This is a genomic window from Streptomyces sp. NPDC055103 (assembly GCF_053607625.1).
This window is the reverse complement of the sequence record NZ_JBSGTX010000032.1, coordinates 1-23,779: the sequence shown is the minus strand read 5'-3', so window position 1 is coordinate 23,779 and position 23,779 is coordinate 1. Positions and strand designations below refer to the sequence as shown.

Below are 23,779 nucleotides of genomic sequence, written 5' to 3'. Positions count from 1 at the left end.
TCCCGTCAGGGCCCGTCCGACTCCGACGTGCCGGGGCCGATCCTCAGCTCGAAGTCGCCGTCGTACTGCTCGTGGCCCGCGATCACGGCGACCGCGACGACCTCCTCCCCCACCTCACCGCGGACGATGAGCGGATCCTCACGCAGGTCCCGCATGAGCGCCCAGCACATGCCGATCATGACGAGCACGAACGGCGCCGCCACGAGGATGGTGAGGTTCTGGAGCCCGGCGAGGGCGTCGCCCTGGCCGTCGCCGATGAGGAGCATGATGGCCGCGACCGCACCCGTCAGGACGCCCCAGAACACCACCACGGGGCGGGTGGGTTCGAAGGCGCCGCGCTGGGAGAGCGTGCCCATGACGAGGGAGGCGGCGTCCGCGCCCGAGACGAAGAAGATCCCGACGAGGATCATCACCAGCAGGCTCATGGCACCGACCATCGGGAACTCCTGGAGAACGCCGAAGAGTTGCCCCTCGGGGGTGGCCTCCCCCGCCAGGTCGCCCTGCTCGCTGAGCTTCATCGCCGTACCGCCGAAGATCGCGAACCAGACGAGGCTGACGGTGCTGGGCACCAGGATGACGCCGCCGACGAACTGGCGGATGGTCCGGCCCCGGCTGATGCGGGCGATGAACATGCCGACGAAGGGCGTCCAGGAGATCCACCACGCCCAGTAGAAGACGGTCCAGCCGCCGAGCCAGGCGTGGATGTCCGCGCCGCTGGTCGCCTCGGTGCGGCCGGCCAGCTGCGGCAGCTGGTCGATGTAGGCGGCGAGGGAGGTGGGCAGCAGATCGAGCACGATGATCGTGGGGCCCGCCACGAAGACGAAGACGGCGAGCACCACCGCGAGCACCATGTTGGTGTTGGAGAGCCACTGGATGCCCTTCTCCACACCGGAGACGGCGGAGAAGACGAAGGCCACGGTGAGGACGGCGATGATGCCGACGAGCAGCCCGGTGCCGGTCTTCTCCAGCCAGCCCAGCTCCTCGATGCCGCTGCCGATCTGGAGGGCGCCGAGCCCGAGCGAGGCGGCGGAGCCGAAGAGGGTGGCGAAGATGGCCAGGATGTCGATGAAGCGGCCGGGACCGCCGTACGCCCTCCGCTCGCCGATGAGCGGGACGAAGACGGCGCTGATGGTCTGGCGGCGCCTCCGCCGGAACGTGGAGTAGGCGATGGCGAGTCCGACGACGGCGTAGATCGCCCACGGGTGGAGCGTCCAGTGGAAGAGCGTGGTGGCCATCGCCGTCTGCATGCGCTCGGCCGAGTCGACGGGGTGGGTGCCGGGCGGCGGGGTGCCGTAGTGGGCGAGGGGTTCGCTCACGCCGTAGAACATCAGGCCGATCCCCATGCCCGCGCTGAACATCATGGCGATCCACGACACGGTACGGAACTCCGGGCCCTCGCTCTCCTGGCCGAGGGTGATCCGGCCGTAGCGGCTGACGGCGAGCCACAGCGCGAAGACGACGAAGCCGGACGCGGCCAGCATGAACGCCCAGCCGCCGTCGCGGATCAGTCCGTCGAGGAGCTTGCTGGAGACGCTCTCCAGGCTGTCCGTGGCCGTGGCTCCCCAGACGACGAACGCCAGGGTGAGGACGGCGGTGACACCGAACACGATCCGGTCGGTGCGGGCTTGGCGGTGATGGTCGGGTCGGCCGGGGAGGTCGGCCGTCACCGGCAGCCCTTCCCGGCCTCCCCGTTCGGCGCCTGTCCGGCGGCCGTCCGGCCTCTTGTCTTCCTGCGGCACAGAGGTCACCTTTCACTGCATTACGGAAAAACGTGATGATGTATCCGTAAGGCAGTACCACAGGAGAGGCCGGACTCGGCTGACCAACAGGCCTTCGCGGCCCGCGTGATGACCGGGGGCGCCGTCACCGGACCGCGTCAGGGCCGCCGGCGAGGCGGGCCGGGGGCGGGCCGGTCAGCCCGCGGCGCCGCTCTCCAGGATGCCCTTGAGGGTGCGCTCGTCCCTCGGCATCTCCTTCCGCACGTGCGGGCGGACGACGAGCGGGACGAGGGCCTTGCCGATGCCGTGCCCCTCGAAGTCGAGGGAGAGCGTCAGGCGCGACCGCTCGCCGTCGTCCAGCGGTTCGATGGCGCCCTGGACGTCACCGCGCACGGGGCCGTCGATGCCGTGCACGTGCCAGTGCCTCGGCGGTTCCAGCTCGATGACCTGCATGGTCGAAGTGAACTCCCGGCGCCCGAGCCGCCGCGTGACGGCGACCTTCGAGCCGATCGCCAAGGGGGCGTCACCCAGCCTGCGGACCTTGACCGCGCTCTCCTGCCACTCGGGCAGATGGGTCGGGTCGGTCACGTAGGAGAAGACGTCCGCGGGGCTGCGGGAGATGTCGATGGTTTCCGTGATGGCAGGCATGGTGCCCTCTTCGTCCGACGGGAGACCTCGTCGGGAAGGGGGGAATCCGAGCCCCGACGCGGACTCGTTGTCGCTTCCTACGAAAATCGTCCCACGGAGGGCGGCACCCCGCCAGTGACGGGCCAAGAAGGCCCCCGGCGAGGCCTCACAGCGGGCCCCGTGCCACTGTGTGGCCGGCGTTACGGACCATGATCGGCGCGGTTGACACAGGCGTAACGGGCATTCCGTACGGTCGGAGCTCGAACGGTTCCACAGAGAGGCGCCCCGGTGACCCCACCCGACACGCAGGACCCCCGGGCCGGCGCCGCCCCGCAGGTGCGGACGGTCTGCTCGTACTGTGGTGTGGGCTGCGGCATGCTCCTCGACATCGGCCTGGGCGCCGACGGCCGTCGTACGGTCCTCAAGGCCTCGGGCGACAAGGACCATCCCGCCAACCGGGGACGTCTCTGCACCAAGGGCGCCACCACCGCCGACATGCTCGCCGCCCCCGGACGCCTGACCACCGCCCTCGTCCGCGACGACCGCGCCGCCGCCCCCGTCCCCACCGGCACCGATCTCGCCGTCGCCGAGACCGCCCGCCGCCTGCGGGACGTCGTCGACGAGCACGGCCCGGACGCCTTCGCGCTCTACGTCTCGGGCCAGATGAGCCTGGAGGCGCAGTACCTCGCCAACAAGCTCGCCAAGGGTTTCATCGGCACGAACCGCATCGAGTCGAACTCCCGGCTCTGCATGGCGAGCGCCGGCACCGGCTACAAGCTCTCCCTCGGCGCCGACGGCCCGCCCGGCTCGTACGACGACCTCGACCGGGCGGACGTCTTCCTCGTCATCGGCTCCAACATGGCCGACTGCCACCCCGTCCTCTTCCTCCGCGTGATGGACCGGGTCAAGGCCGGCGCGAAGCTCATCGTCGTCGACCCCCGCCGCACCGCCACCGCCGCGAAGGCCGACCTCTTCCTGCAGATCAGGCCCGGTACGGACCTCGCGCTCCTCAACGGCCTGCTGCACCTGTTGCACGAGAACGGCCACACCGACCCCGACTTCATCGCCGCGCACACCGAGGGCTGGGAGGCGCTGCCACCGTTCCTCGCCGACTACCCGCCGGCGGCCGTCGCCGCGCTCACCGGCATACCCGAGCAGGACATCCGTACGGCCGCCGAGTGGATCGGCACCGCCGGGGAGTGGACCAGCTGCTGGACCATGGGCCTCAACCAGTCCACCCACGGCACCTGGAACACCAACGCCCTGATCAACCTCCACCTGGCCACCGGCGCGATCTGCCGCCCCGGCTCGGGCCCCTTCTCCCTCACCGGCCAGCCCAACGCCATGGGCGGACGCGAGATGGGTTACATGGGCCCCGGCCTCCCCGGGCAGCGCTCTGTCCTGGTCGCCGAGGACCGGGCCTTCACCGAGGAGCTCTGGGAGCTCCCGCCGGGCACGCTCCGCGAGGACGGATCCGGCACCGGCACGATCGACCTCTTCCGGCGGATGGCGGAGGGCGAGATCAAGGCGTGCTGGATCATCTGCACCAACCCCGTCGCCTCCGTCGCCCACCGCGCCACCGTGATCGCGGGGCTGCGGGCCGCCGAACTCGTCATCACCCAGGACGCGTTCGCCGAGACGGAGACCAACGCGTACGCCGACGTGGTCCTGCCCGCCGCGCTGTGGACCGAGAGCGAGGGCGTACTGGTCAACAGCGAGCGCACGCTCACCCTCTCCCGGCCGGCGGCCGACCCGCCCGGCGAGGCCCTCCCCGACTGGCTGATCATCGCCCGCGTCGCCCAGGCCATGGGGTACGAGAAGGCGTTCGCGTACGAGAGCGCCGAGGAGGTCTTCGAGGAGATCAGGCGCGCCGCGAACCCGAAGACCGGCTACGACGTGAGCGGCGTGACGTACGAGCGACTCCGCGCGACCCCCGTCCAGTGGCCGGCCGCGGCCGGCGGGCCGAACCGCAACCCGATCCGGTACGTGGCCGCCGGCGACGGCGCGGGCGGCGCCTCCGGGCCCGTCTTCCCGACGGCGAGCGGCCGTGCCGTCTTCCACGCCCGGCCGCACATCGACGCCGCCGAGATGCCCGACGACACGTATCCGTTCGTCCTCAACACCGGCCGTCTCCAGCACCAGTGGCACACCCTCACCAAGACCGGGAAGGTCGCCAAGCTCAACAAGCTCGATCCGGCGCCCTTCGTCGAGGTGCACCCCGAGGACGCCCTGCGGCTCGGCGTCGCGGAGGGCGACGCCGTGGAGATCACCTCGCGGCGCGGGAAGGCCGTGCTCCCCGCGGTGGTCACCGACCGGGTGAGGCCGGGGTGCTGTTTCGCGCCGTTCCACTGGAACGACCTGTTCGGCGAGGAGCTGTGCGTCAACGCCGTCACCAACGACGCCGTCGACCCCCTCTCCTTCCAGCCCGAGCTGAAGGTGTGCGCGGTGGCGCTGACGAGGGTGGCGGCGGTGCCGGCTGCCGCCGGGTCGACGCCGTCGACCGGCGCGTCGGCCGGGACATCCGCCGGGGCGTCCACAGGGGCATCCGTTGCGCCGTCGGCCGTCGTGGCCCCGCGCCTTGTGGTCCCGAGCGGGGTCCTGCCGCCCGGGCCCGCCGCCGCCTTCGGGCTGCCGCCGACCCCGCCCCCCGTCCTGAGCTCCGAGGAACGGCAGTACCTCGTCGGCTTCCTCGCGGGCCTGGAGTCCGGTGCGCCGGGGGTGCCGGTCCTGCCGGCCGGCGCGCCCTTCCGCGAGGACCACGCCCGCTGGGTGAACGGCGTGCTCGCCGGCCTGTACTCGCGCACCCCTCAGGACGCGGGGACCCCGACGCGCTCCGGGACGGCGGAGGGCGCGCCAGGCCGCGAGGTCGTCGTGCTGTGGGCCTCGCAGACCGGCAACGCCGAGGAGTTCGCGGCCGCCACCGCCGAGCGGCTCCTCGCGGCGGGGCACCGGCCGGCCCTCACCGGCATGGACACGACCGACCTCAAGGCCCTTCCGCCCACCGCCGACCTGCTGCTGATCACCAGCACGTTCGGGGACGGGGACGCACCCGACAACGGCTCGGGCTTCTGGGATTCGCTGGCCGCGCCCGACACGCCCCGGCTCGACGGGCGGCGCTACGCCGTCCTGGCCCTCGGGGACTCCTCGTACGGGGACTTCTGCGGGCACGGGCGGCGCCTGGACCACCGGCTCGACGAGCTCGGCGCCGTCCGGCTCGCTCCGCGTACCGACTGCGAACCCGACTTCGAGCCCTCCGCCCACGCCTGGCTGGACCAGGTCCTGGCCGGACTCGCCGACGGTGCGCGGGCACCGTCCGCGGGCGCGTCGGCTACGGCTCCGGGACCCGCACCGATTCCGGCACCGGCACCGATCCCGGCACCCGCGCGCCGGTCGGGACCCGCCGCGACGCCCGCGCGGCTCGTCGGCAACCGGCTGCTCTCCCTGCCCGGAGCGGGCAAGGAGGTCCGGCGGTTCACCTTCGACACGAGCGAGTACGGCGCTCCCCTCGGGTACGAGACGGGCGACGCGCTCGGCGTCCAGCCCGTCAACTGTCGCAGTCTCGTGGCCGAATGGCTGGCCGTCACCGGCCTCGACGCGGACACCCCCGTGGAGCTTCCGGGTCAGCCCGGCGGCGTCCCCTTCGGCGAGGCCCTGCACCGCCACCTCGACATCACCCGCACCACGTCCGCGTTCCTGGGCTTCGTCACGGAGCGGACCGGCGACCGGGAGCTGAAGAGGCTCCTCCGCCCCGACAACAAGGACGGGCTCGCCCAGTGGACCTGGGGCCGGCAGGCCGTCGACGTCATCGCCGAGCACCCCGTCCGCGCCGCCGCCCAGGAGTGGGCCGACGTCCTCGGCCGTCTGCGGCCCCGGCTGTACTCGATCTCCTCCAGCCCGCTCACCGACCCCCACCAGGTCTCGCTGACGGTCTCCGTCGTCCGCTGGGAGAGTCTGCGCGGCCGCCCCCGCACAGGCGTCTGCTCGGCGTTCCTCGCCGACGCCGAACCCGGCTCCCCCGTCCAGGTCTTCGTCCAGCGCGCGCCGCACTTCCGGCCCCCGGCGGACCCCACGACCCCCATGATCATGGTCGGCCCCGGCACGGGCGTGGCTCCGTTCGTCGGCTTCCTCGACGAGCGCCGTGCCCTCGGGCACCGCGCCCCGAACTGGCTCTTCTTCGGCGAGCAGCACCGCGCCACCGACTTCTGCTACGAGGACGAGCTCACCGCCCTCCTCGCCGACGGCACCCTCGACCGGCTCGACACCGCCTTCTCCCGCGACCAGCGCGCCAAGATCTACGTCCAGGACCGGATGCGGGAGCACGGCCCGCAGCTGTGGTCGTGGCTCCAGTCCGGCGCGCACTTCTACGTCTGCGGCGACGCGGCCCGGATGGCGAAGGACGTCGACCGGGCCCTGCGGGACATCGCCGTCACCCACGGCGGCCACGACGAGGAGTCGGCGGCCGTGTACGTGAAACAGCTCGCCGCCGACAAGCGCTACGTCAGGGACGTGTACTGACGGCGCTGCCCGCCCGGCCGACTGCCAGGGGCCCTGGGAGCGCGGCGCGCTCGGCGTCGGCACACGGACCGGTGCCGCCCGGGACCGGGAATCAAGTGCCGCAGAGGAACCGGGAATTCCGTGGTGCGCGGAGCCTTGTCAGCCCGGAGTCCTGACCCTATCGTCGCGGGCAGAAAGCGCTTTCTACGTTCATTCGGGAGCCGGTACGCGGGGCCGGACTCCCGTCCTCCGACGACGCATCAGGAAGGCGATCATGAGACGAGCAGTCGCACGACGACTCCAGGCGGCGCTGGCCGCGACGGCCCTCGCGGCCGCGACAGGGGCCGTCCTCTCGGCACCCGCGGCATCGGCGGCCACCGCCGGCGCCACCGGCTACGCGACGCAGAACGGCGGGACCACCGGCGGCGCGGGCGGGCAGACCGTGCGGGCCACCACCGGTACCGCGATCCACGCGGCCCTGTGCGGCCGGGCCTCCAGCAGCACCCCGATCACCATCGAGGTCGAGGGGACCATCAACCACGGCAACACCAGCCAGGTGTCGGGCGGCAGTTGCAGCACCGCCGCCGGCGTGATCGAGCTCAAGCAGATCAGCAACGTCACGATCGTCGGCGTCGGCGCCGGAGCGGTCTTCGACCAGCTGGGCATCCACATCCGGTCGGCGAGCAACATCGTCATCCAGAACGTGACCGTACGGAACGTCAAGAAGTCGGGCTCGCCGACGTCCAACGGCGGCGACGCCATCGGCATGGAGAGCGACGTCCGCAACGTCTGGGTCGACCACGTCACCCTGGAGGCCTCGGGCGGCGAGTCGGAGGGCTTCGACGGCCTCTTCGACATGAAGGACAACACCCAGTACGTGACGCTGTCCTACAGCGTCCTGCGCAACTCCGGCCGGGGCGGTCTCGTCGGCTCCAGCGAGACCGACCTCTCGAACGGCTTCCTCACCTACCACCACAACCTCTACGAGAACATCGACTCCCGCGCGCCCCTCCTGCGCGGCGGCACGGCCCACATCTACAACAACCACTACGTGAGCCTCAACGAGTCCGGCATCAACTCCCGTGCCGGGGCCCGCGCCAAGGTCGACAACAACTACTTCGAGGACTCCAAGGACGTCCTCGGCACCTTCTACACCGACGCGGCCGGGTACTGGCAGGTCAGCGGCAACGTCTTCGACAACGTCACCTGGTCGAGCCCCGGCCCCGAGAACGACCCGGCGGGACCGGACCCGCAGTCCAACACCACGGTCAGCGTCCCGTACGCCTACAGCCTCGACCCGGCGAGCTGCGTACCGGACGTCGTGAGCCGGACGGCGGGTGCGGGCAAGGGCCTCCAGGTGTCGGACGGCGCCTGCTCGCCCCAGACCCCGGCACCGACCACCCCGACCCCGACCACCCCGGCGCCGACGACGACGGCCCCCACCACGCCTCCCCCGACGCCCACGCCGACGTCGTCCCAGCCCAGCGGGACGAACCTCAGCATCGGGGCGGGTTCCGACGGGTCCAGCAAGGCCGACGGGACCAGCTACGGGAACGTACGGGACGGTGACCTGAGCACCTACTGGTCGCCGGCCGGCGCGACCGGTTCCGTGTCGATCAAGTGGGGCTCCCCCACCGCCGTGTCCCGGGTCGTCGTCAAGGAGGCGGCCGGAGCCACGGGCCGCATCGGATCGTGGCGGCTCCTCAACGCCGACACCGGGGCCGTCCTCTCCTCCGGCAGCGGCGCCGGGCCCGTCACCTTCGCCCGGACCACCCTGAGCAAGGTGACCTTCGAGATCACCGGCTCGTCGGCGACACCCCGGGTCGCCGAGTTCGAGACGTACGCCGGATAACCGGAACGTTCGCCGGATAGCCGAGACGTCCACCGGATATCCGAAACGTACGCCGGATGACGGCGCCGCCTCGCGGCCGTCCGCCGGGACCGGTTCCTCCGGTCCCGGCGGGCGGTCGTGCGTCCCGGCTCAGCTCACGAACTCCCGGTCGCCGTACCGCACCTCGGCCTCGTTCCAGTCGGCGCCGAGCGTGGCCGTGAACCGCCGGGCCAGCGGCAGGTCCGCGACCGGGGCGACGAGGATCAGCCGGCCTTCGAGGGTGACCGAGCCGCCGCCGAGCTTCTCGCGCGCCTCGGGGTCCACGAGCAGGGCCGCGCGCAGATCGCCCGGAGTGACGCCGGGGACCTCGATCTCCACGGCGTCGGTCTCCGGCGACGTCCGCGGCAGACAGCGGAAGGTGAGCACGGCCTCCTGGTCGTACTCCTTGGCGATGACGCCGGCGATGTGGTGGAGCCCGTCGCGTCCGACCCGGTTCACCTCGAACTCGCGGGAGCGTTCGTACGTGGCCTGCCGCAGGTCGGTGGACCAGAAGACACCGTCCAGGAGTTCCGAGGCGCCGGGCTTCGCACCGTGGGCCCGGATGATCCCGCGCACCTCGTGGGCGAACCGCGTGAGCCGGGTGTCGAGCCGGGGGTCCTCGGGATCCGTGATGATCGCGGTGTTGTCGGTGGCGAAGATCTCCGCGGTGGAGGGGCAGGTCTCCTCCGCCGGGCCGGCGTAGGTGCTCTGCGCGCCCGCGATCCCCAGCATCAGGGCGGCGAGGGCGGTGGTGGTCAGGGTGCGAAGCGTCCGGGGGACGGTGACGGGGTTCATGGCGTGATCAACGAGGCGGGGCGGCGGGCGTTGCGTCGCGGGGCGTTCGACGGCCTCGCAGGCAAGGCGGCCGTGACGCATTGTCGCCAATCAGGCACGTAAAGCTGCCACGCCGTGCAAGCTGGACGGATCGTCCGAGGCCCGAGCGGGGCTCGCGCGAAAGGAGCGTGCCGTGCTGTCCGACTTCTTCGACCGACTGCTGCGCCGCGGTGCCGGTTCCGGCACCGGAGGGGGTACGCCCGCGCCGCCGCGCGCCCTCGGGACACTCGTCCTCGACGCGGACTTCTCGTCCACCGAGCAGTGGGCGGCGGGCCACTCCTGGGCCTATCCCGGCGGCGGTCCGACCAATCCGGGCGACGACAAGCTCGACCACCTGACGGAGGATCCCGCCCACAGCCGCACAGGCCTGTTCCGGGCGACCCGCCGCGACGACGGGAACTGGGACGCCGGGCTGCTCACGACCGAGGGCAGCCCGGAGGGCTTTCTGGTCCGGGCGGAGGACGTCCTGGAGGCCCGGGTCCGGCTGCCCGTCGAGAGGGGCGCCTGGCCGGCGATCTGGACCTGGCTCGACGGCGGACAGGAGGTCGACGTCTTCGAGTACCACCCCGACAACCCCGACCTGTTGGAGCTGTCGAACCGCGTCCGGGGGCGCCACCACTACTTCCGCGACCCCGCCGTCCAGCCGGGGGCGTGGGTCGACCTCCGGGTCGAGTTCGGCGCGCGCTCCGTGGTGTGGTGGGTCAACGGCGCGCGGGTCTTCGACGACCGGCGAGGGGTGGGGCCCTCCTGGCGGGCGCACCTCATCGTGAACCTGTCGGTCTGCTCGGGCCGCTACCACCCGGCCCCGGAGGAGCACGTCTCGGAGATGTCCTACGAGGTGGCGGCGCTGCGCGTCTACCGGGGGTGATCCCCCTCTCCGGTCGAGAGCCGCCCGGTTTGGGCAGACAATGGGAGGCATGGCACAGAACGCACCTCCACGGCACGGCCCCTCGACGCTGACCGTCAAGGGCCGGGACATGCGGATCCGCACCATCGGGTTCATCGTGCTCGCGGGTCTCGCGATCTGGTTCATCGCGGTCAACACCGGGTCGGTCAGCATCCGGCTCTGGATCCCCACCGTCACCCTGCCCCTCTGGGTCGTGCTCACGGTCACCCTGCTCGTGGGCATGGTCCTCGGCCTGTTCATCGCCCGACGGCGAGCGAGGCGCTGAGGCGACCGCCCTGCGGCGCCTATCGGGCGTCGACTCCCTGGCCCTCCTACGGCGTCTATCGGGTGTCGACTCTCTGGGAGCGCTCTCAGGGAGTCGGGGCTGCGGATATCCTGGTCCGCGTCGGAGCGCAGCTCAGCAGACGCAGACGAGGGAGCGACCGCCTTGCCCGAGCAGACCACGGGGCCCCGCCCCACGCTGGAGGCCGTCGCCGCGCGCGCCGGCGTGTCCCGCGCCACGGCCTCGCGCGTCGTCAACGGCGGTGCGGGCGTGCGCGCTCCGCTGGTCGAGAAGGTGAACAGGGCCGTCGACGAGCTCGGCTACGTCCCGAACCACGCGGCGCGCACCCTGGTCACCCGGCGCAACGGCGCCGTGGCCGTCATCATCGAGGAGCCGGAGTTCCGGATCTTCTCCGACCCGTTCTTCGAGCAGCAGGTGCGCGGCATCAGCCGGGAGTTGACGGCGTACGACTCCCAGCTGGTGCTGCTGTGGGTGGAGGGGCCCGGTGATCACGAGCGGATCGCGCGCTATCTGGGCGGCGGGCACGTCGACGGGGCGCTCGCGTTCTCGCTGCACAGCGACGACGCGCTGCCGGCCCTGATCGACCGGGCCAGGATCCCGGTGGTGTTCGGCGGGCGCCCCGCCTCGGGCATCGATCCGGCCGTGCCGTTCGTCGACTGCGACAACCGCGGCGGCGCCCGGGAGGCCGTGGGGCACCTCGTCGGTCTGGGCCGCAGGGCCGTCGCCCACATCGCCGGGCCCCGCGACCAGACGTCCGCGGTCGACCGGCTCCGCGGCTATCACGACGTCCTGCCCGACGCCGATCCGGCGCTCCTGTGCCAGGGCTCCTTCACCGAGGAGAGCGGCGCCCGCGCCATGGCCGAGCTCCTCGACCGCAGGCCGGACCTCGACGGCGTCTTCGTCGCGAACGACCTGATGGCGACGGGTGCGCTGCGGACCCTGCGCGAGCGCGGGGTGCGGGTGCCCGAGGAGGTCGCGGTCGTCGGCTTCGACGACATGGCCTCGGTGGTCGACCGGACCTCGCCCGCGCTGACCACGATCCGCCAGGACATCGAGGGCATGGGCCGGTTGATGGTCAAGCTGCTGATGCGGCTGCTCGACGGACCGGGCGGCGCGGCGCCCGACTCCGTGATCACCCCGACGTCGCTGGTGCGCCGCGAGTCGGCCTGAGGGAACGCGCGACGGCGGCGGGCCCGGAGGTGTTCTCCGGGCCCGCCGCCCTGTGGGGAGTGTCGGTCACCGCCGCCGCCCTGCGACGGGCGTCGGTCAGTCGTACGGGATGACGACCACGGACCGGTCCGTGCCGGTCTGGAGGCGCGCGTCTCCGTTCCCGATCGCGCTCCACACCTCAAGGCGGACCGTCCCGCCGCTCAGGTTGCCGAGGGTGCCGGTGGCGGACTTGAGGCCGCTTGACTGGGCGTACTCCTCCCAGCCCGTCAGCGGGTCGGTCGCGAAGTACTGGTACGTCTCGGTCCGTTCGAAGGTGCCGTCACCGGTGAGGTCGTAGCTGATCCGGGCCTGCTGGCCGAGGCCGACGGCCGTCCCGGCGTCGAGCTGGAGGCGGAAGGCGGTGGCCGCGCCCGCCCTGTGCGTGCCGTTGACGCCCCTGGCCTCGTAGACGACCGGCCGGTTCGGGGTCCCGTCGTGGTTGGCGCCCTGCGCCGAGAGGACGGTGTCGCTGCCCGCCGTGGCGCCGGTGGCCGTGGTGAGGGTGCCGCCGGTGCGGAGCTGGAAGGTGTTCCCGGTGCCGGGCTCGGGGTCGGGGTCGGGGTCTGTGCCGCCGCCCGTGCCGTTGCCCGTGGCGGTGGAACGCGCTGGCACGGTCAGGGACTTGCCGTCGGAGAAGGTGACCGTGCGGGCGGTCGTGCCGTGGTTGTGGGCCACGTACGTCCGGGTGGTGCCCTCGGTGAAGACCGCCGAGGTGGGGAGGGAGCCGGTGACGGTGGCGTCGGGGGCGCCGAGCGCGTCGAGGGTGGTCAGCCAGTGATAGGTGTGGGCCTTGGACTCCCCTGCCTCGGGGGTGTAGCCGGCGTGGCCGGCGTCCCACTTCGCCTTCGCGGCGGCCGGGTCGGCGAAGGACTGGAACTCCCAGAGGATGTCCCGCCATTCGACGGCGGGTCCGCCGTTCTCCCGTTCCAGTTCGGCGATGTTGCGCCGGACGGCGTCCTTGTGGCCGCCGAGGTGGAGTGAACCACCGGTCACGGGAAGGACGTTGATGCCGTGGATCTCCTCGGGGTTGGCGGTCCACCAGGTCGAGTAGGCGGCGCCGCTGCCCCACACCATGCCGGCCGTGTCGTGCGAGAAGCCGGCGGGGGAGACCTGCTGGTCGGCGTCGAACCAGTACTGGGCGATGGCCTCGCCCTCCGTGGTGAGGAGGTAGGTGCCGAGGTCGCGCAGCGCGGTGTCGCCGGTCGCCGAGCCCCACAGGACGAGTGCGGCGCTCAGGTTGGTCGACTCCGAGGACGACTCCTGGTTGTTGCCGGCGGCGAAGCCCTGGTGGCCGCTGGCCCAGCTGTGTCCGGCGTAGACGTCGAAGCCGCGCAGGAAGGGGAAGGCGCCGTCGGTGCGGCCGGGGTTGGCGGTGTCGCGGACCAGGGTCTTCACCATGGAGCCCCAGGCGGAGTCGGCGGCCCAGGCCGGGTCGTACTGGGCGACGATCGCGGCGGCGTAGACGTAGTAGCCGTAGTGGAAGTGGTGGTCGTTGAGTTCGGTGTCGCTGCCGTAGGAGGCCGGATAGCCCGTGAGGGTCTTCCAGGACCGGTCGTAGGAGAACTCGCTCGCTCCGCCGGCCGTGAACCAGTCCTGGAGACGGCCCTTCATGAGGCCGAGGAGCTTGTCGCGGATGGCGCCCTCGCCGATCTGGTCGGCGAGCGGCACCAGTTGGGCGAGCTTGCCGAGGGCCTTGCCCGTCCAGTACGTGTCGACGGCTCCGGAGAAGGGGTCGGAGGAGTTCGCGACCTCGTTGAGGTGGCCGCGCAGCCGGGCCGTGTCCACACCGCTGCCGCCCGGGAGGCCGGGCAGGGTGGCGGCCGCCTTCTGGGTGGTGGTGAAGGAGGCGGCCTCCCGGACCTTCATGGTGCCGCGGGGGGAGACGTAGGTGTACGGGGTGAGCGGGTCGGTGGTGTGCAGCCACTGGTGCCGGTAGAGCGCCTGGAGGGTGCCGCGCTCGGTGCCCTCCTTCGCCTCGGTGGTGAGCCCGTAGGTGGCGCGGACGGTACCGGCGTCGTAACTCCAGTTCACCGTGGATCCGGTGACGAAGCTGTACGCGTACTTCCGGAAGGTCGTGAGCGCGTCGGTGGACGGCAGCACGGCGACGGAGAAGTAGTCCTTGCCGCCGAGGCCCGCGGTGAGGGTGGAGCCCGCGACGCTCCAGTCGGTGCCGCTGGGCGCGAAGAGGGCGTAGTGGTGGCCGGCGACGGTGATGCCGAGGACGTTTCCCTGGTCGGCGAAGACGGTGGGCGCGGTGGCGGTGGTGATCCGGGCGTCGCCGCCCGTGCCCTTGGCGTACACGAAGGGCATGCCGTGGCCGATGGTGGTGCGCAGGGTGCGCGCGCCGTCGGACCAGAAGGGGGTGACGGTCCAGTCGGACCAGGCGTCGACCTTGGTGTCGGGCGAGTTGAGCCCGGTGAGGCCGAGGGTGAGGTCGCGCTGGTGGGCGTACTCGTACTGGCGGCCGTCGCCGACGACGGCGGCGCTGGTCGGGTAGCCGATGTCCAGGCCGCCGGCCGTGGCCTGGTAGGTGAGCGGGTGGCCGTACATGGGGGTGGAGTAGGGGTTGTCGCCGTAGCGCTGGAAGGCGAGGGAGGACCACCAGTCGTTGGTGGGCACCGGCTTGCCCTGGGCGGCGGCGGTGACCTTGGGGGCGACCGGTGCGCCGGTGTTGGTGGTGGGTCCTGAGGTGCCGGCGGGGCGGGTGTCGGAGTAGCTTCCGGCGCCCGCGGGGACGGTGGCGGCGGCCGCCGGGGCGGCGGCGGGGCCGAGTCCCAGGGCTGCGAGGGCGGAGACCAGGGCCAGTACGGCTGCCGGTCGGGTGCGGGGGGCCCAGCGGGTGCGGGGGGCTGAACGCGTGCGGGGGGCTGGCATGAACGGCACCTCATGTCGTCACGAAGGATCGAGCACGGATGGGGGACGGTCCCCGAGAGGCTTCGAGAGCGCTCTCAAGCGCTTCGGATGGCCGAAAACGTAAAACTCTCGAAACCTGGGTGTCAAGAGAGGGGACACAGAGGGCAGTTGGGTCCGAGGCCAAGCCGTTACGCCTTCAAGTCTTGACGGGACACCCAGAGCCCGGGCACGCTCCAACCGCATTCTTGAGAGCGCTCTCAATCAGTTCTCTCGCTCGCCCCGGAGCCAAGGGAGGCCCCCATGCCCAACGATCGAGCCGCCGGATCCACCACCTTCGCCGTACGCCTCGGGGCGGTCGTCCTGAGCGCGGCGCTGCTCACCGCCTGCGGGAGCTCGTCGGACGGGGCCGCCACGGACGGCGCGGGCGGCAAGGTGACGATCACCGTGGACCTGTTCGGCTCCTTCGGATACAAGGAGGCCGGGCTCTTCGCCGAGTACGAGAAGCTCCACCCGGGCGTCACCGTCAAGCAGACGGACACGGAGGACGAGGCCGACTACTGGAAGTCCCTCCAGACCCGGCTCGCCGGCGGCGCCGGCCTCGCGGACGTGCAGGGCGTCGAGGTGGGCCGGATCGCCTCCGTCACACAGCAGCAGGCCGACAAGTTCGAGGACCTGAGGAAGTACGGCGCGGACGACCTCAAGTCCCGCTTCGCCGAGGCGAAGTGGGCGGCGGCCACCGGGAAGAACGGCGAGGTCCTCGCACTCGGCACGGACGTCGGACCCGAGGCGATGTGCTACCGCCAGGACCTCTTCGCGAAGGCCGGACTGCCGACCGACCGCGAGGAACTCGCGAAGCGTTGGGCCACCTGGGACGGCTACCTGCAGCTGGGGAAGCAGTACAAGGCCAAGGCGGCCGGCGGGAGCGCCTGGCTCGACAGCGTCGGCAGCCTCTACTCGATCATGATCGGGCAGGAGAAGGAGCGGTACTACGACGCCTCCGGGAAGCTGATCTGGGAGGAGAACCCCGCCCTGCGCGCCGCCTGGGACCACTCCGTCCAGGCGGCCGAGAGCGGGCTGAGCGCCGAGCTCGACCAGTGGTCACCGCAGTGGAACCAGGCCTTCGCCGCCGGTTCCTTCGCCACGATCCCCTGCCCCGCCTGGATGCTCGGCTACATCAAGGGCCAGGCAGGCGAGAGCGGCAAGGGCAAGTGGGACGTGGCCAGGCTCCCCGGCGGCGCCGGCAACTGGGGCGGTTCCTACCTCGCCGTGCCGAAGGCGGCGCGGCACAAGAAGGAGGCGTACGAGCTGATCACCTGGCTCACGGCGCCCGAGCAGCAGGCGAGGCTCTTCGAGAAGCAGGGCAACTTCCCCTCCGCCACCGCCGCGATCGAGAAGGTCGCCGCCGCCAAGGACCCGTACTTCTCGAACGCGCCGATCGGCAGGATCTTCGGTGACGCGGCGAAGGCCGCCCCGGTCCAGGTCCTCGGTGTGCACGACCAGAACATCGCCCAGCAGATCACCAACGCGCTGAGCGAGGTCGAGCGCAAGGGCACCGCGCCCGGGAAGGCGTGGGAGAACGCCCGGAAGGGCGTCGCGAACACCCTCGGCTGATCCCGATGCGTGCCGGCCGGGCGGCCGCCTCCGGTGCGTGCCGGCCGGTCGCCCCGCTTCCCGCGCAGGACGCCCGGCCGGGCCGTGGACCCGCCCCGGCCGGGCCCGGCTCCGGCCCAGCCCCGGCCCCGCCCCTTCGCCGCCCCCTGCTCCGCGCCCGCCTCGACTCCTTCTCGACCTTCCTCGCATCCTCCCCGAAGGGCCGCACCGTGACCCTCACCGCACCCGTGGCACCGCCGACGTCCCGCCCCGCGCCCCGGCGGGGGTCGTCGGCCCGGCGGGCCTGGCAGAAGGCCTCGCCGTACGCCTACATCGCCCCGTTCTTCACCCTCTTCGCCGCCTTCGGCGTCTTCCCGCTGATCTACACCGCCTACGTCTCGCTGTACCGGGTCGAGCTCCAGACGCCCGGCGACATGGAGTGGCGGGGGCTCGGCAACTACACCGCGCTGCTCGGCGACGCGTACTTCTGGACCGCGCTGCGCAACACGTTCACCATCGGCGTGCTCTCCACCGTGCCGCAGCTGGTCATGGCCCTCGGGCTCGCGCATCTGCTCAACTACCGGATGCGCGGCCGCACTTTCCTGCGGACCGCGATCCTGCTGCCGTACGCGACCTCGGTCGCCGCCGCCACCCTCGTCTTCGCCCAGCTCTTCGGGCGCGACTTCGGACTGTTCAACTACCTGCTCGGCGCCGTGGGCATCGGTCCCGTCGACTGGCAGACCGGTACGGTCGCGTCGCAGGTCGCCGTCTCGACCGTCGTCGTCTGGCGCTGGACCGGCTACAACGCGCTCATCTACCTGGCCGGCATGCAGTCGATCCCCGACGAGCTGTACGAGGCCGCCGCGATGGACGGCGCCTCGCGATGGCGGCAGTTCCTCCACGTCACGCTGCCCGGACTGCGGCCCACCATCGTCTTCACGGTCATCGTCTCCACGATCGGCGCGACCCAGTTGTTCGGGGAACCGCTGCTGCTCGAAGGGTCGATCTCGGGCGGCATCTCGCACCAGTACCAGACGCTCGGCCTCTACATGTACGAGCAGGGCTGGGGCTTCTTCCACCTGGGTCGGGCGGCCGCCATCGCCTGGGTGATGTTCCTGCTCATCGTGGTGCTCGTCGGGGCCAACGCCCTGATCGCGCGCCGCCGTTCCCGCAAGGAGGCCGGCCGATGACCGCGCCGGGCACCACCGAGGCCCCGATCCGACCGGCGCGGCACGCCGAGCCCGCCCCGGCGTCCCCGCCCCGGCGCGGCCGCCCCTCGCGGGCGGGCCGCACCCTGCACGCGGGGCCCGTCGCCTACGCGATCCTGATCGTCGCCGTCCTCTTCTCCGCCTTCCCGTTCTACTGGACCCTCGTCGCCGCGAGCCGCTCCAACGCCGATCTGGCACAGGTCCCGCCGTCCCTCGTGCCCGGCCCGCACCTGATCCGCAACTTCGAGGCCGTGCTCGAAGAGGCGGACATCGGGAAGGCGTTGCTGAACTCCCTGATCGTCTCCGGTTCGATCACCCTCGGCACCGTGCTGTGCTGCACGCTCGCCGGCTTCGCCTTCGCCAAGCTCCGGTTCCGCGGCCGGGGCGCGCTGCTCACGGTCACCGTCGGCACCATGATGATCCCGCCGCAGCTCGGGGTGATCCCGCTGTTCATGATGATCGCCGAACTGGGGTGGGTGAACCAGCTCCAGTCGGTGATCCTGCCGGGCCTGGTCTCGGCGTTCGGTGTGTTCTTCATGCGGCAGTACCTGGTGCAGACGCTGCCGGACGAGCTGATCGAGGCGGCCAGGGTCGACGGCGCGTCCACCGCGCGGATCTTCTGGTCGATCGTGGTGCCGATCGCCCGGCCCGGCATGGCGGTGCTCGGACTGCTGACCTTCATGGCCGCGTGGAACGACTTCTTCTGGCCGGTCGTCGCCCTCACCTCCTCCGAGCCGACCGTCCAGGTCGCCCTGCGCCAGCTCGGCGGCGGCTACGTCCACGACCAGTCCGTGATCATGGCGGGCACCCTGCTCGGCACCCTGCCGGTGTTGCTGGTCTTCGGTCTGCTCGGCCGGCAGATCGTCGGCGGCATCATGCAGGGCGCGGTCAAGGGCTGACCCCACGCCGACGCCTCCCCGCCCCTCCCCCAACAGACCTCTCACCACCGGGAGCTCCCTCCTCATGACCGCGCTCGACGCACGCCCCGACAGCCCGACCGCCCTCCGGTTCCCGGCAGGCTTCCGCTGGGGCACCGCCACCGCGGCGTACCAGATCGAGGGTGCCGCAGCCGAGGACGGCCGCGCGCCGTCCGTCTGGGACACCTTCAGCCGTACGCCGGGCAAGGTGCGCAACGGCGACACCGGCGACATCGCCGCAGACCACTACCACCGGCTCGACGAGGACCTCGCCCTGATGCGGCGGCTCGGCGTCACCGACTACCGCTTCTCGATCGCGTGGCCGCGCGTGCTGCCCACCGGTCGTGGACCGGTCAACGCCCGGGGCATCGACTTCTACCGGCGGCTCGTCGACGGCCTCCTGGAGGCCGGGATCCGGCCCGTGGCGACGCTCTACCACTGGGACCTGCCGCAGGAGTGGGAGGACGGAGGGGGCTGGCCGCAGCGGGACACCGCGTACCGCTTCGCCGAGTACGCGGGTGTCATGGCGGAGGCGCTCGGCGACCGGGTGGCGACCTGGACCACGCTCAACGAGCCCTGGTGCGTCGCCTTCCTCGGCTACGGCGAGGGCGTGCACGCCCCCGGGCGGACCAGCGCCCTCGACTCGCTGCGCGCCGCCCACCACCTCAACCTCGCGCACGGGCTGGCCGCACGGGTGCTGCGCGGGGCGCTGCCCGCCTCGGCCGAGGTGTCCCTGACGCTCAACCTGCATGCGGTGAGGGCCCGTTCCGAGTCGCCCGAGGACAGGGACGCGGCCCGCAGGATCGACGCCGTCGGCAACCGTGTCTTCCTCGACCCGGTCTTCCACGGCCGGCTCCCCGAGGACCTGGTCCGCGACACGGCCGGGATCACTGACTGGTCCTTCGTCGAGGACGGCGACCTGGCGACGGCGGCCGCGCCGATCGACTCGCTGGGCATCAACTACTACTCTCCCGCGGTCGTCGCGGCGGGCAGGTCCGCGTCACCCTCGCCGTGGGCGGGCGCCGAGCGGCACGTACGGTTCGAGCCGGCTCCCGGGCCCCGTACCGCGATGGACTGGCCGGTGGACGCGGACGGACTGCACGAGCTCCTCGTGCGGCTGCGGGACGAACTGCCGGGCGTCCCCCTGGTGGTGACGGAGAACGGCGCGGCGTACGACGACTACGCGGACCCGTCGGGGAACGTGAAGGACCCGGAGCGGGTGGCCTATCTGCACGCGCATCTGGCGGCGGTCCATCGCGCCCTCGCGGACGGGGCGGACGTCCGGGGCTACTTCCTGTGGTCGCTCCTCGACAACTTCGAGTGGGCGTACGGCTACAGCAAGCGGTTCGGCATCGTGCACGTCGACTTCGCCACGCAGCGCCGGACGCTCAAGGACAGCGCCCGCTGGTACGCGGACGTGATCGCCCGGGGTGGCCTCGGCGCCTGAGGGCGCCGCGCGGGCGGCGACCCTGGCCCCGAGGGGGGTGCCGTGGCACCCCCCTCGGGGCCGCGGCACCCCGGTCACCACCCGGACGGGGGCAGGAGGTCACCGCCGGGCGTGGGTCACTGGCGCTGCCACAGGGCCGGGACGTTCGGCGGCTCCCAGCCTGTCTGGGCCTGGTGGCCCTGGAGGCAGCGGTAGGTCGCGCCGCCGTACGTGACCGTGTCACCGGCCGCGTAGACCTTGCCCGCCGCCCAGGTGCCGCCCGGCTGCGGTTCGCCGGGCCCGGGGCCGGGGTCGCTTCCGGTGGTCCTCAGCGTCAGGCCGTAGTTCTGCAGCAGGGGGTTCAGCGGCTGGAAGAAGGTCGTGCCGCCGCTGGAGCAGTTGCCGGAGCCGCCCGAGGTCACGCCCTGGGCCTGGCTGCCCGAGATGTACGAGCCGCCGGAGTCGCCGGGCTCGGCGCAGACGGTCGTGCGGGTGACGCCGGAGATGGTGCCCTCGGGGTACGTGACGCTGGTGTTGTGCTGCTGGATCGTGCCGCAGTGCCAGCCGGTGGTGGAGCCGGAGCGGCAGACGGACGCGCCGACGGGCTGCAGGACCGAACCGGTCACCTGGACGTTCGCGCCGCCGGAGCCCTTGACGTACGGGGTGGCGGTCCAGTTGGTGTTGGCGGCGACCCAGGCCATGTCGTTGCCGGGGAAGATCGAGCCCTGGAAGCTGCCCTGGGCCACCTGGTTGAAGCCGCTGGTCGTGGTGCCCGCACGGCCGCAGTGTCCCGCCGTGGCGAAGCCCTGCGTCGTCCCGCGGGTCACCGCGAAACCGACGGAGCAGCGGCCTCCGCCACCCATGTAGTACGCGTCGCCGCCCCGGATGTCGTAGAGCGGGCGCGGTGCCTGCGCGGTCCTCACCACCCGTACGAGTTCGCGTGGGACCCCGGTGGCCTCGACGAGACGCGCTCCGGCGCCGGCCCGCGCCTCCTCGACGACGAGGACGTTGGCGCGCACGTCGACGTAGCGGACGGGCGCCTCGGCGTCGGCGGCCCTGTCCAGGGCCTGCTTGGCCCCCTCCAGGGCGGTCAGGCTGTGCGGGACGAGCCGGGGGTGCGCGCCCGTGGCGCGTATCGCGGCCGCGTCGGCGGCCCGGGTGGTGGCCACGGTCAGGGTGCCGGACTCCGCTCCGTCCACCCAGGCTCCGGCGAAGGCGCCGCCGAGGCCCTGGCGGAGCCGGGCGGCGGTGGCACCGGCCTCGGCCTCGTTCGCGAGCCGGGTCAGGGCCTGGGGGCCGGTGAGTCCCAGGTCGCGCCGCATCGCGGAGAGGAGTTCGGGCTGGACTGACGTGGCGGCGAGGGTCTGAGCGGCGGTCTTCGCGGCCGGATTCCTGTCCGGGGCAGCGGTGGCGGTCCCGGCCTGGAGTCCGGCCAGCGCCATCCCGGCGGCGACCAGGGCGGTACACGCCGCGCGGGCGGGTCGTCGGAGCATGGGGTGTCTCCTCGGTTCTCGGTGGGGGTTGTGCCGAAACCGTAGGGATCCCCAAGGGGGCGGCGGGAGTTGTCAGTCGGCCCCTGCCACGGCGTTATGCCCCGGCGCGCCGGTCCGGCCCGCGCTGCGGGCGAGTGCCTCCGCGTGGGCGGCCCGGGTGTGATGGAGGACGGTCGCGGCCCGCGCGGCCGCCCGCCCCTCGGGGTGCCAGCCGATGAGGTGTCGCCAGACCAGCGGGGCGCCGGCCAGGGGGCGGGTCACGATGCCCGGCGTCACGGGGAAGGTGGCCCGGCAGAGGCCGACGGCCCGGCCCACCTGGACCAGGTGCACGCAGGAGGCGGTGTCCGTCTCGTACACGCAGGCCGGGGTGAAGCCCGCGCGCACGCACGCGGCGGCGAAGCAGTCGCCGAAGCAGCCGTCGCCCGGGACGTCCGTCCAGGCCTCCACCGCCAGTTCCGCCAGGTCGAGTTCGGTACGGGAGGCCAGCGGATGGTCGGCGGCCAGCATCACGTACACCGGGTCGCGGGCCACCTCCGTCCAGGCGAGCCGTCCCGCCTCGGGCGGCGCGCTCTCACCGCAGACCCCGACCAGGGCGAAGTCCAGCCGGCCGGCGGCGACCCCGCGGGCGATCTCCCGCTCCGACCAGGAGGTGTACGTGGTCACCGGCGCGCCCGGCTCGGTGCGGGCGAGGCGGTCGACGAGGCCGCCGAGGAGCGGGCCGTGGGTGCCGCCGAGCCGGTAGCCGCCGGCCCCCTCCCGGGCGAAGCGGACCGCCTCCTCCTGCAGCTCGCACACGGCGGGCAGCACGACCCGGGCGCGGTCGAGGACCAGATCCCCGAGGGCCGTGGCCCGCACCCCCTCGCGCCCCCGTTCGAACAGGGCGCCGCCCAGGGCCCGTTCGATCCGCTTGAGCTGGGCACTGAGTGCGGGCTGCGCGAGGCCGAGCGCGGTGGCGGCGCGCGTGAGACTGCCCGCGTCCGCGATGGCGCGGATCGCCTTGAGGTGCCTCAACTCCAGTTCCATACCCAGAGCTTGACGCCCCACCTCGAATAGGTCCAGACCATCGACGGGCGGGGCGCCTTCGTCGCGTTGCGGCGGGGCGGCTCAGTCGCGTCCGGCGGGTGCGGCTCAGTCGCGGCGGGCGGATGCGGCTCAGTCGCGGCGGGCGGATGCGGCTCGGTCGCGTGCGGCGGCGGCTCAGTCGCGCCCGGCGAGGAGGGTGGCCAGGTGGTCGGCGAACCCGACGAGCCAGTCGAGTTCCGTTCCGCCGCGAGCGCGCCGGAATCCATGGCGACGCCCCCAGAAGGCGGCCTGGACGGCGTGCAGTTGGGCCCAGCGACGGACGCGCTCGCGGTCGAGTTCGGCGGCGTCGACGAAGACGTCCAGCGCGTGCTCCACGGCGGCGCGCAGGTCGTCGGCTTCGAGCAGCGCGAGCGCGCGGGACTTCAGGAGCGTGCCGCCGTCGTAGGCCGGGTCGCCCACGTACCCCTTGGGGTCGACGGCGAGCCAGGGTTCGCGATCGGCACGCAGGATGTTGCCGGGGTGGAGGTCGCCGTGGACGAGGATGTCCGGCTGCGTGGCGCCGAGTTCGCGGACGGTCGCCACGGCGGCGTCCACGACGGCGGGCGCCAGGGCGTGCGCGAGCTCGGCGGCGTCCTTGCGCAGCTCCTCCTCCCAGGCGTCGGCCCGGTCCCGCAGCCGGGGCAGTCCGGGCGGCGCGGGGACGGCGAGCCGGCGGCCGAGGCGGCCGGCGACGGTCAGGACCTCGTCGCCGTCCTCGATCTCGGCCAGGGTGGAGGTCCTGGCGCGTTCGAGGAGCATCGCGAAGCGCTCGTCGTCCCGCTCGTGGATCAGGACGGCGCCGCGGCCGCCCCATGCCTCGAAGGCGTCGGGTTCATGGACATTGCCGGGGTGCGGATAGGACACCTTCAGCGCGGCGGTGCCCCCGTCGCCGCGCCGCACGGGAACGATGACGCCGACGCCGCCATGCATGACCTCCCCGTCCGGGCGGCACGTCCAGCGCTCCAGCAACGCCTCGACGATGTGCGGCAGTTCGGCGATCCACGCCGCTCCGGACTCCCCCTCGCGCTCCACGGTCGTCCGCACGAACGTCTCCGGTGTCCTGATCATCCGCTCACCGTACCCGCCGACGCACCGAGGGCGGCCGCTTCACCAGGGCCGCACCCATCGTTCACATCCCTGAATCAAAATCAGATACACAACTATTGACGCGTTCACGGCGGGACCTCTAGCGTCAACGCCGTTCAGTTAGGGCGGGGGTCGGGGCGTCAAGGGCTGCTCGTGAGCATGGTGATGCTGATGGTGGCTTTGTAGGTGGTCCGGTCGATGG

At 72.5% G+C, this 23,779-nt stretch carries 16 protein-coding genes; 9 read left to right on the top strand and 7 right to left on the bottom strand.

Translation table 11 applies throughout. The features are described 5' to 3' along the window. Positions 1 to 5 precede the first annotated feature (5 nt). Together ACWFR1_RS20935 and ACWFR1_RS20930 are read right to left on the bottom strand one after the other, a co-directional pair. On the bottom strand, positions 6 to 1,739 hold the full coding sequence (locus ACWFR1_RS20935) for a BCCT family transporter (protein WP_453553266.1): 1,734 nt from the start codon (positions 1,737 to 1,739) through the stop codon (positions 6 to 8). A 174-nt stretch (positions 1,740 to 1,913) separates the two neighbouring features. After that, on the bottom strand, positions 1,914 to 2,366 hold the full coding sequence (locus ACWFR1_RS20930) for an SRPBCC family protein (RefSeq protein WP_453553264.1): 453 nt from the start codon (positions 2,364 to 2,366) through the stop codon (positions 1,914 to 1,916). Positions 2,367 to 2,633: 267 nt separating this feature from the next. Between ACWFR1_RS20930 and ACWFR1_RS20925 the strand changes: the two genes are divergently transcribed. Continuing rightward, entirely contained in the window at positions 2,634 to 6,860 is a 4,227-nt protein-coding gene (locus ACWFR1_RS20925) for a molybdopterin-dependent oxidoreductase (RefSeq protein WP_453553262.1), read from the top strand. Positions 6,861 to 7,113: 253 nt separating this feature from the next. After that, positions 7,114 to 8,691, top strand: a complete 1,578-nt coding sequence (locus ACWFR1_RS20920) for a pectate lyase family protein (protein WP_453553260.1) — start codon at positions 7,114 to 7,116, stop codon at positions 8,689 to 8,691. A gap of 129 nt (positions 8,692 to 8,820) precedes the next feature. On the opposite strand, the gene ACWFR1_RS20915 is transcribed toward ACWFR1_RS20920, so the two are convergent. Beyond that, on the bottom strand, positions 8,821 to 9,504 hold the full coding sequence (locus ACWFR1_RS20915) for a hypothetical protein (RefSeq protein ID WP_453553258.1): 684 nt from the start codon (positions 9,502 to 9,504) through the stop codon (positions 8,821 to 8,823). 172 nt (positions 9,505 to 9,676) lie between these two features. Between ACWFR1_RS20915 and ACWFR1_RS20910 the strand changes: the two genes are divergently transcribed. The 3 genes from ACWFR1_RS20910 to ACWFR1_RS20900 all read left to right on the top strand — a co-directional run bounded on the left by ACWFR1_RS20910 (position 9,677) and on the right by ACWFR1_RS20900 (position 11,903). After that, positions 9,677 to 10,411 carry a beta-glucanase gene (locus ACWFR1_RS20910; protein ID WP_453553256.1) on the top strand — a complete coding sequence of 245 codons (735 nt, stop codon included), beginning with the start codon at positions 9,677 to 9,679 and terminating at the stop codon, positions 10,409 to 10,411. Between the two features lie 49 nt (positions 10,412 to 10,460). After that, positions 10,461 to 10,715 (top strand): LapA family protein, encoded by a 255-nt coding sequence (locus ACWFR1_RS20905; RefSeq protein WP_453553254.1) that lies wholly within the window; start codon positions 10,461 to 10,463, stop codon positions 10,713 to 10,715. A gap of 162 nt (positions 10,716 to 10,877) precedes the next feature. Further along, positions 10,878 to 11,903 carry a LacI family DNA-binding transcriptional regulator gene (locus ACWFR1_RS20900; RefSeq protein WP_453553252.1) on the top strand — a complete coding sequence of 342 codons (1,026 nt, stop codon included), beginning with the start codon at positions 10,878 to 10,880 and terminating at the stop codon, positions 11,901 to 11,903. A gap of 96 nt (positions 11,904 to 11,999) precedes the next feature. On the opposite strand, the gene ACWFR1_RS20895 is transcribed toward ACWFR1_RS20900, so the two are convergent. Beyond that, entirely contained in the window at positions 12,000 to 14,816 is a 2,817-nt protein-coding gene (locus ACWFR1_RS20895; RefSeq protein WP_453553250.1) for a glycosyl hydrolase, read from the bottom strand. Positions 14,817 to 15,095: 279 nt separating this feature from the next. On the opposite strand from ACWFR1_RS20895, the gene ACWFR1_RS20890 reads away from it, so the two are divergent. The 4 genes from ACWFR1_RS20890 to ACWFR1_RS20875 all read left to right on the top strand — a co-directional run bounded on the left by ACWFR1_RS20890 (position 15,096) and on the right by ACWFR1_RS20875 (position 19,957). After that, on the top strand, positions 15,096 to 16,406 hold the full coding sequence (locus ACWFR1_RS20890) for an ABC transporter substrate-binding protein (protein ID WP_453553248.1): 1,311 nt from the start codon (positions 15,096 to 15,098) through the stop codon (positions 16,404 to 16,406). A gap of 209 nt (positions 16,407 to 16,615) precedes the next feature. Continuing rightward, complete coding sequence (locus ACWFR1_RS20885; protein WP_453553376.1) at positions 16,616 to 17,575, top strand: carbohydrate ABC transporter permease; 960 nt, start codon at positions 16,616 to 16,618, stop codon at positions 17,573 to 17,575. Beyond that, the gene (locus tag ACWFR1_RS20880) at positions 17,572 to 18,492 is read left to right on the top strand and encodes a carbohydrate ABC transporter permease (protein WP_453553246.1); all 921 of its coding nucleotides are present in this window, start codon (positions 17,572 to 17,574) and stop codon (positions 18,490 to 18,492) included. Before ACWFR1_RS20885 ends, ACWFR1_RS20880 begins: the two co-directional genes overlap by 4 nt. 64 nt (positions 18,493 to 18,556) lie before the next feature. After that, positions 18,557 to 19,957 carry a GH1 family beta-glucosidase gene (locus tag ACWFR1_RS20875; RefSeq protein ID WP_453553244.1) on the top strand — a complete coding sequence of 467 codons (1,401 nt, stop codon included), beginning with the start codon at positions 18,557 to 18,559 and terminating at the stop codon, positions 19,955 to 19,957. Positions 19,958 to 20,073: 116 nt separating this feature from the next. On the opposite strand, the gene ACWFR1_RS20870 is transcribed toward ACWFR1_RS20875, so the two are convergent. The 3 genes from ACWFR1_RS20870 to ACWFR1_RS20860 form a co-directional block, all read right to left on the bottom strand. Then, positions 20,074 to 21,429, bottom strand: coding sequence for a carbohydrate-binding protein (locus ACWFR1_RS20870; RefSeq protein WP_453553242.1), 1,356 nt, complete (start codon positions 21,427 to 21,429; stop codon positions 20,074 to 20,076). A gap of 72 nt (positions 21,430 to 21,501) precedes the next feature. Further along, on the bottom strand, positions 21,502 to 22,452 hold the full coding sequence (locus tag ACWFR1_RS20865) for a LysR substrate-binding domain-containing protein (protein WP_453553240.1): 951 nt from the start codon (positions 22,450 to 22,452) through the stop codon (positions 21,502 to 21,504). A 174-nt stretch (positions 22,453 to 22,626) separates the two neighbouring features. Then, positions 22,627 to 23,559 (bottom strand): aminoglycoside phosphotransferase family protein, encoded by a 933-nt coding sequence (locus tag ACWFR1_RS20860; RefSeq protein ID WP_453553238.1) that lies wholly within the window; start codon positions 23,557 to 23,559, stop codon positions 22,627 to 22,629. Positions 23,560 to 23,779: the final 220 nt, after the last annotated feature.